Genomic DNA, 6,902 nt, shown 5'->3' with positions numbered 1-6,902 from the left:
ATATCTACGGAAGCCTAAATACCCAAGGCTTATCAAATGCACCGGTTGTATTTACTGGCTATAGCCAAGCAAATGGCTATTGGGATGGTCTTGAGGTTTATGGCTATGCTAATCTTAATTACACAAATATCCTCTATGGTGGATACCCCCATTATGCCAAGGCTTCAAACCTCTATGTTGAAGGCAGATTAACATTAAACAATTGCCTTATTGGTTCAAGCTCTAATTATGGGATATGGATAAACAATGGAGAGGCAAGCATAGAAAATTGCTCCTTCTTAAACAATTATTATGGGGTATGGGCAAAAAACGGAAACACAACTATTCTTTATTCCAAAATCTTTAATAATCAAATAGGTATCCTTACGAACACAGGAAGGGTATTCATCAGAAAAAGCCTGCTTGATAATCCAATAAACATAAACAATTCATCAAATTCATTACTAGATGCAAGAAAAAATTACTGGGGAACATATCCCGTTGATAGAATAAAATTAGTCCAAAGCCCTGGTGGCATCCTATATCTTCCTTGCCTTTCATCGTATGAAGGAATAACAAATCCAAGACCCGCACCAACCCCTCCTTCAATCACTGGTTGGACAAAGAAAAGCCAAGGAATAACCTCTCACCTTTTAGATATTGATAATGGCTGGATATGTGGGGATGAGGGTATTGTGGGAAATATAGAAAAGAATTCTACCTTTACATTAGCTTCTACCTCAACCTTCTTTGGCATATCCTTTGTAAGCACAAATACCGGCTGGGTGGTGGGAGAAAATGGCTTGGTCTTTAAAACAGAGGATGGAAATTCCTTTTATAGACAGGCAATCCCAACCAAACTTAACCTTTACGGAATTGACTTTACAAATGAAAATAAAGGATGCATTGTGGGAGAAAAGGGGATAATCTTGATAACTGAAGATGGTGGAAAAAATTACAACCTTGCTATTAGCCCAACAAACGCAGACCTTTTCAAGATTAAATTTTTAGACGAAAGCTATGGTTTTACGGTTGGAAATGGGGTAATTCTTAAAACCCATGATGGAGGAAAGGCTTGGAACAAAGCCTATGAAGGCACAAACACAAAGCTTTCCCTCTTCTTCCTTAATCCAAAAGAGGGCTGGGTTGTCGGAGAAAATGGATTGGTTTTGCATACCATAGATGGTGGGATAAATTGGGAGACGCAAAAAACACCAACAAACAATACCCTATTTGATATCTCATTTTACAAGGGCATTCTTCTATCCACAGGTAATGGAATAATTCTTCAAAGTCTAAATTATGGAAAAACATGGAACATAATCTCATCTGGTCTTTCGTTTTCCATTCAAAGCATAAAAGAATTTTTGATAACCACAGAAAATGGTGGCATATTCCAATATCCATTTATATACTGAAATAAAATTGGTTTTCAAGTATTAATGTTTCTATAACCAAAGAGCAAATGGATAAAATTGAACAAATATACAAAATAAACCTGGATGCAAAGGATAATGAAAATATCCTTATAATAAGCGATTGCTTCAATAATGAGATAAGCGAGACAGCCATTCTTTTTAGGGATGTAGGAAAAAATCTTAAGGTTAATACCAACCTTTGCCTGTATCCTCCCCTTTTATCCCACGGAGAGGAGCCGCCAGAGAATGTATGGAAAGAGGCAGGATTTAAGATAGACAGGGAAACATTTGAAAGAATAAAAAGAAAAGAACCTATGGAGATAGATATTTTAAACCCACCAGATATTTTAATCTCAATTACAAATTTCTCAACATCACATACGAGCTTTAGAAAGCTCTTAACTAAAAATAAAACAAGGTATGTAAGTATGCCTTTGTTTGAAAAATCTATGCTTTATGGAGCATTGGATGTTGATTATGAAAAGATGAATAATTTGGGAGAAAGGATAAAGGCAATTTTAGAGAAGGGAGAAAATGTAAGGGTTTCATCACCTTCTGGCACAGAGCTAATGTTTAATATAAAGGAAAGGGAAATTACCATAGATAATGGATTGATAACAAAAAAGGGAGATTTTGGAAATCTTCCCGCAGGCGAGGTCTTTCTTCCTCCAATTGAAGGAAGCTGTAATGGTGTTTTGGTAATTGAGGTAATGGAAAAAAGAAGGCTTAAATCCCCATTATTTGCAAAGATAGAGAATGGAATGGTTGTATCAGTTGATGGAGAAATTGAGGCAAAACAAAGGCTTGAGGGGATATTTTCAAAATACCCTCTTGCAAGGAATATAGCAGAGCTTGGAATAGGAATAAACGATAAGGCATCTAATCCAATAAACATCCTTGAGGCAGAGAAAATCAAAGGAACAGGGCATATTGCCTTTGGTGATAACTCTGGTTTTGGAGGAAATATATCTGTTCCATTCCACGAAGACTATGTTGTCTTCTCTCCCACAATAGAGATTGATGGAAAAACATTAAAGATATGAAAGGGCTAATTGAGGCAATAAAAGAGATAGAAAAACAGATTGAGGATATAGGAAAGGGCTTGTTGGAAAAAATAGAAAGAAAAGAAGCCCTTGAGAAGGAAGAAGCACTCCCTTCATTTTGGGATTCTATTGAGGCTTCAAAAAAAATAAAGGAGCTTTCAGAGATAAGGGATTTTCTCTCTCCATACCTTAAGGTTTTAAAAGAAAAAGAGGAGATAAAGGATCTTGCCTCTTTGGGAGAAGACCCTGAAATATTAAAAGAGCTTAATGAGAAAAAGGAGAGGCTTTTAAAAGAAATCAGCGATGTTAAGTTTTTATATGCCTTTTCTGGAAAGCACGATAGGGATAATGCTATTATTTCAATCCATCCAGGTGCAGGTGGAACAGAATCCTGTGATTGGGCAGGAATGCTTTTTAGAATGTATCTTAGATGGGCAGAATTAAAGGGTTATAAGACAAAAATTTTAGACTTACTTGCTGGAGATGAAGCCCTTATAAAGTCTGTTGTTTTTCTTATTAGTGGAAGGAATGCCTATGGCTGGCTTAAGAAAGAAAAGGGAATCCATAGGCTTGTTAGAATATCGCCTTTTGATTCAAACAAGAGGAGGCATACATCTTTTGCATCTGTATTTGTAATGCCTGAGATAACAGACCCAATAGAGGTGGATATTAAGGATGAGGATTTAAAGATTGACACATTTAGGGCATCTGCCCCAGGCGGTCAACATGTCCAAAAAACAGAATCAGCAATTAGAATCACCCATATCCCAACAGGAATTGTTGTTTCCTCTCAAAATGAAAGATCCCAGCATCAAAATAAGGCAAATGCCCTAAAGGTTTTGTATTTAAGGCTATATGAACACTATGAGGAAAAAAGGGAAGAAGAGCTTAAAAAAATTGGTGGAGAGAAAAAGGCTATTGGATGGGGCTCTCAAATAAGGTCTTATGTTTTTTGTCCATATACAATGGTAAAAGACCATAGAACCCAAGAAGAAACAGGAAATATAAGGGCTGTTATGGATGGCGAAATTGATTGCTTTTTAAAGGCAGAGCTTTCGTTAAGTTTATAAAGGTATGCAAAATCCCTTGCAATCCTTATATGGTTATGATAAAATAAAAAATTATGGTCGTAGTTATTCCGAATGGATGATACAATTTGTGCCATATCAACGCCAATTGGAGAAGGAGGGATTGGAATAGTAAGGATTTCTGGAAGATATAGCCTAAAGATTGCAAAAAGGATATTTAGGTCAAAAAATAAACTCGTATCTCATAAGTTGGTATATGGGAAGATAATTGACCCAAGCTCAAATTGCATAATTGACGAAGCCCTTCTTGTATTTATGAAAAAACCAAAGACATACACAAGAGAAGATATTATTGAAATAAATGTCCATTCTGGCTTTGCCATTCTTTCAGAGGTTCTTTCCCTTGTCCTAAAAGAGGGGGCAAGGCTTGCAGAGCCAGGTGAATTTACAAAGAGGGCATATCTTTCAGGTAGAATAGACTTAATCCAGGCAGAGGCTGTTGAAAAAATCATCTCATCAAAGACAGAGTTAGCAAGAAAGATTTCAACAAGAGAGTTGCAAGGTGAGCTTTCTTTAAAAATAAGGAATATAAGGGAAAATCTTATCTCTATTCTTTCCTTAATTGAGGCAAGCCTTGACTTTGAAGAGGAATTGGATAAAGAAAGGCTTTTTAAAGAGGTCTTTTCTATTAAAAAAGAGCTAAAAACCTTTGTTGAAGGGTATAAAACAGGAAGATTTCTTTCAAATTCTGCTATTGGTGTTATTATAGGAAGACCAAATGTTGGTAAAAGCTCAATTTTAAATGCTATTGTTGGCACAGATAGAGCAATTGTAACCCCTATTCCTGGAACAACAAGGGATGTAATAAGCGAGATAATAAACATCAAGGGTATTCCCTTTAAAATTGTTGACACAGCAGGCCTTTGTGATGCAATTGATATAATAGAAAAGGAGGGAATAAAAAGGGTTTACAAGGCAATTGAGTCTGCTGATATTGTTATTTATGTTTTAGATGCTACAGGGTTTATTACGAAGGATGATATTTCTATTTTTGAAAAAATAAAAAATAAAAATGTAATCTTTGCTATAAATAAATCAGACCTTCTTCAACGAATTAAGACAGACATTTTAAAGAAATATAAAAAACCAATAGTTTCTATCTCTGCAAAGAACAAACAACTTTCTTCGCTTTTGGATGAAATAGAGAAGGCTCTTTTTAGCTCTTATGATGAAGCCCATATCATTACAAATATAAGGCACAAGGAGGTAATTGAAAGGGCATTAAAGCATTTAGACAGGGCAATTAGCTCAAAAGAAGATGAAATTACCTCCATTGAATTAAGGGCTTCTTGCGACGCTATATCAGAGATATTGGGCGAAAAAATAAGCAATGAGGATATTTTGGATAAAATATTTTCTACATTTTGTATAGGGAAATAAAACAAATGCAAAATGTAAAACGCAAAATGTAAAATAATAAGTTGGAATTTGTTTGGTCATTGGTGATTCCATTTGATAAGGGGAAATGAATTTTAAAGTAGAATGAAAAAGAGATATTGGCTTTCAATTCTTTTAAGTTGCCTATTTTTATACCTTGCAATCAGGAATGTAGAATATGGAAAGGTAAGGGCTGCTTTGGTATCTGCAAATTACATCTTTGTCATTCCGGCAATGCTTATGGTTATTGCCTCATTCCTTTTAAGGGGGCTACGATGGGGATATATCCTTGAAAGCACAAAGAAGATAGGATTTAATAACCTATTTGGGATGATGATGATAGGGTTTATGGTGAATAATATCCTTCCCGCAAGGATTGGAGAGGTTACAAGGGCATATATGATTGGAAGAAAGGAAAATATATCAAGAAGCCTCTCTTTTGGAACAATTGTTTTAGAGAGAATCTTTGATGGCTTTGCCCTCTTGTTTATCCTTGGTCTTTCAATGCTTCTCTCTCCATTTCCAAGGTGGGTAAAGGCATTTGGTCTTATTAGCCTTCTTATATTTAGCCTTTCTATGGTTTTTATTGTCTTTTTAAGGATAAAAAGGGGGTTTATGGTAAAAAAAATAGAAAGTTTAGCCTCTGTTTTTCATAAAGGATTTTCAGAGAGGATTTCCTATATCTTTGATAGATTTATTGATGGTTTGGCAAGCCTTGAAAACCTTAAGCATACAGGGTTTATTATCATTTATTCTATAATTTCCCAGATCGTTCTTGGAATGGAATTTCACCTTTTGTTATTTTCCTTTGGGTTTAATCTTCCATTCTATTCTCCATATTTTATTGCAGCAATCGTTGGGCTTTCCTCAATGATTCCATCTGCTCCAGGATATATTGGCGTATTCCAATCATTCTGTGTAGGAGGCCTTATTCTCTTTGGAATAAATAAGGATATTGCCTTAAGCTATTCTATTGTTTGCCATATTGTTCAATATATCCCAGTAACAGGGATTGGTATTTGTTATCTTATAAATGAAAATATTCCAATTTCAAAGATAGGAGGTATGAAAAATGAAAGTAGCAAAGACGGGTAATGAGGCGATTGAGCAGAGGCAATGAGGCAGATAAACCCTGATGTTGTCGCTGTCTATCCAATAACACCAGCAACAGAGATTGTTATGATATTTGCAGGATTTGTTGCTGATGGTTTGGTTGAGACAGAGTATATTGCTGTGGAAAGCGAGCATTCTGCAATGAGTGCCTGCATTGGAGCATCTGCTTCGGGTGCTAGGGTAATGACATCAACATCCTCGCAGGGGCTTGCCCTGATGTGGGAGATGCTATACATTGCATCAGGCTTAAGGCTTCCCATTATAATGGCAGAGGTTAATAGGGCATTATCGGCTCCAATAAACATCCATTGCGACCATTCTGATACAATGGGTGCAAGGGATTCTGGCTGGATACAGATATATTCAGAAAATGCCCAGGAGGCTTATGATCATATGATTATGGCTGTAAGAATTGCGGAAGCTGCAAGGCTTCCCATTATGATAACAACAGATGGGTTTATCATAAGCCATGGGATGGAGGTAGTAGAGACATTGTCCGATAGTGATGTGAAAGATTTTATTGGTGAGTATAAGCCAAAGCATACCCTATTGGATACAAAGAAGCCAATAACCATAGGAGCCATAGATTTTACAGACTATTACTTTGAACATAAAAGGCAAACAATTGAGGCAATGAACGATGCGAAGGTAGTAATAAGGGATATACAACAAGAATTCAAAGAGAAATTTAGCAGGGAATATTCCCCCGTTTCAGAATATATGCTTTCTGATGCTGACATTGCCCTAATGATTATCTTTCCATTCTATTCTCCATATTTTATTGCAGCAATCGTTGGGCTTTCCTCAATGATTCCATCTGCTCCAGGATATATTGGCGTATTCCAATCATTCTGTGTAGGAGGCCTTATTCTCTTTGGAATAAA

General features: G+C 36.1%; 5 protein-coding genes and 1 pseudogene. All 6 read left to right on the top strand.

The genetic code is table 11. From position 1 onward, the window contains the following. On the top strand, positions 1 to 1,397 hold a 1,397-nt coding region (locus tag AB1630_03235; protein MEW6102821.1), incomplete at its 5' end, for a YCF48-related protein. Positions 1,398 to 1,444: 47 nt separating this feature from the next. Further along, the gene (locus AB1630_03230; GenBank protein ID MEW6102820.1) at positions 1,445 to 2,440 is read left to right on the top strand and encodes an aminopeptidase; all 996 of its coding nucleotides are present in this window, start codon (positions 1,445 to 1,447) and stop codon (positions 2,438 to 2,440) included. Further along, complete coding sequence (prfB, locus tag AB1630_03225; protein ID MEW6102819.1) at positions 2,437 to 3,510, top strand: peptide chain release factor 2; 1,074 nt, start codon at positions 2,437 to 2,439, stop codon at positions 3,508 to 3,510. The genes AB1630_03230 and prfB overlap by 4 nt, the downstream gene beginning before the upstream one ends. A gap of 72 nt (positions 3,511 to 3,582) precedes the next feature. Further along, positions 3,583 to 4,908 carry a tRNA uridine-5-carboxymethylaminomethyl(34) synthesis GTPase MnmE gene (gene mnmE / locus AB1630_03220; protein MEW6102818.1) on the top strand — a complete coding sequence of 442 codons (1,326 nt, stop codon included), beginning with the start codon at positions 3,583 to 3,585 and terminating at the stop codon, positions 4,906 to 4,908. Between the two features lie 102 nt (positions 4,909 to 5,010). After that, on the top strand, positions 5,011 to 6,000 hold the full coding sequence (locus AB1630_03215; protein MEW6102817.1) for a lysylphosphatidylglycerol synthase transmembrane domain-containing protein: 990 nt from the start codon (positions 5,011 to 5,013) through the stop codon (positions 5,998 to 6,000). Further along, a pseudogene (gene porA / locus AB1630_03210) lies at positions 5,978 to 6,771 on the top strand (pyruvate ferredoxin oxidoreductase). Before AB1630_03215 ends, porA begins: the two are co-directional and overlap by 23 nt. Positions 6,772 to 6,902: the final 131 nt, after the last annotated feature.

The organism is bacterium (assembly GCA_040753555.1).
Taxonomy (GTDB): domain Bacteria; phylum UBA9089; class UBA9088; order UBA9088; family UBA9088; genus JBFLYE01.
This window is presented reverse-complemented; position numbering and strand designations above follow the sequence as displayed.

Excerpts from the sequence above, each read along its gene's own strand:
- mnmE (MEW6102818.1), top strand. The coding sequence starts at position 3,583 with ATGGATGATACAATTTGTGCCATATCAACGCCAATTGGAGAAGGAGGG.
- AB1630_03215 (MEW6102817.1), top strand. The coding sequence starts at position 5,011 with ATGAAAAAGAGATATTGGCTTTCAATTCTTTTAAGTTGCCTATTTTTA.
- AB1630_03230 (MEW6102820.1), top strand. The coding sequence starts at position 1,445 with ATGGATAAAATTGAACAAATATACAAAATAAACCTGGATGCAAAGGAT.
- prfB (MEW6102819.1), top strand. The coding sequence starts at position 2,437 with ATGAAAGGGCTAATTGAGGCAATAAAAGAGATAGAAAAACAGATTGAG.